Source organism: Streptomyces corynorhini, from assembly GCF_003346515.1.
In the GTDB taxonomy this organism is placed as follows: domain Bacteria; phylum Actinomycetota; class Actinomycetes; order Streptomycetales; family Streptomycetaceae; genus Streptomyces; species Streptomyces corynorhini.
The window spans coordinates 1-1,953 of record NZ_QQNA01000419.1; the positions used below are offsets into that span (position 1 = coordinate 1).

Sequence of the window (1,953 nt, forward strand, 5' to 3'; positions counted from 1 at the left end):
CCAACTCACACCGCGCCACCAACTCATCCAACGCGTCCGCATCACCCGCCACCACCACAGAACCCGGACCATTCACCGCAGCCACATCAATACGCCCCACCCACCCCGCCAGCAGCTCTTCAACCTCCGCCAACGGCAGGGACACCGACACCATCCCGCCACGACCCGCAATCGCACGAATCGCACGCGACCGCAACGCCACCACCCGCGCACCATCCTCCAACGACAAACCACCCGCCACCACAGCAGCCGCAATCTCACCCTGCGAATGACCCACCACCACCGACGGCACCACACCCACCGCACGCCACACCGCAGCCAACGACACCATCACCGCCCACGACACCGGCTGCACCACATCCACATCAACCAACCCACCACCCGACCGCACCACATCCTCAAGAGACCACCCCACAAACGGAGCCAACGCCTCCCCACACGCCACCATCGACGCCGCAAACACCGGCGACACCTCCCACAACTCCCGACCCATACCCACCCACTGCGCACCCTGACCCGGGAACACAAAGACAACACCGTCAGGTGCGACGTCGAAGGCGCCGGTGACCAGGGCCGGGTCTCCCGCACCGGAGGTGAGGGCGACGGCGGCGCGGGTGAGGTCGGTGTGGTCGGTGCCGAGGGCGACGGCCCGGTTCTCGAAGGCGGCGCGGGTGGCGGCCAGCGACCAGGCCAGGTCCCGGGGCCGTACGGCGTTCTCGCTCGCTCCGGCGAAGGCGGTGAGCCGGGCGGCCTGTGCCGCGAGGCCGTCCGCTCCCCGGCCGGAGAACACGAAGGGCAGCGTCGCGCCGGGTGCGAACACCGGGAGGGCGGCCGGGACGGAGGAAGTCTCGGGAGCGTCCTCGGGGTCCGGTTCCGTCTCGGGCTCGGAGGCCGGCGCCTGTTCGAGCACGATGTGGGCGTTGGTCCCGCTGCCGCCGAATGAGGAGACGCCCGCGCGGCGCGGCCGCCCGGTCTCGGGCCAGTCCCGGTTCTCCGTGAGCAGTTCGACGGCGCCGGAGGACCAGTCGACGTGCGACGTGGGCTCATCGAGATGCAGCAGCTTCGGCAGGATGCCGTGGCGCATGGCCAGCACCATCTTGATCACCCCGGCGACCCCGGAACTGGCCTGGAGGTGACCGATGTTGGACTTGACGGAGCCGAGCCACAGCGGGGTCTGGGCGTCGCGGCCCTGCCCGTACGTGGCCAGCAGCGCCTGCGCCTCGATCGGGTCACCCAACGTCGTACCCGTACCATGCGCCTCGACCACGTCCACCAGATCCGGCGTCAACCGCGCGTTCGCCAACGCCGCCCGGATCACCCGCTCTTGCGACGGACCATTGGGCGCCGTCAACCCATTACTCGCACCATCCTGATTCACCGCCGAACCCCGAACAACCGCCAGCACCGGATGCCCCAGACGCCGCGCGTCCGACAACCGCTCCAGCATCAACACCCCAACACCCTCACCCCACCCCGTACCATCCGCACCCGCCGCGAACGGCTTGCACCGACCATCCGGCGCCAACCCCCGCTGCCGCGAAAACTCCACGAAGTTACGCGGGGTGGCCATGACGGTGGCGCCCGCGGCGAGGGCGATGCCGCACTCGTCCTGGCGCAGGGCCTGGACGGCGAGGTGCAGTGCGACGAGCGACGACGAGCACATGGTGTCGATGGTGACGGCGGGGCCCTCGAAACCGAGGGTGTAGGCGATCCGACCGGAGAGAACCGCGCCGGAGCCACCGGTGAGCATGTGGCCCTCGACCCGGTCGGGAGCGGCCGCGGCCGCCGCTCCGTAGCCCTGGTCACTGCTGCCGACGAAGACGCCCGCCTGCTCCCCGCGCAGGGTGGCGGGGTCGATGCCGGCGCGCTCCAGCGCCTCCCACGAGGCGGTCAGCAGCAGTCGCTGCTGCGGGTCCATGACCGATGCCTCGCGCGGCGAGATGCCGAAGAAGG

1 protein-coding gene is annotated in these 1,953 nt (G+C 70.4%); it reads right to left on the minus strand.

Annotated elements, in window-relative coordinates; all coding sequences use genetic code 11:
* On the minus strand, nt 1-1,953 hold a 1,953-nt coding region (locus DVH02_RS33820; protein WP_147286206.1), incomplete at both ends, for a type I polyketide synthase.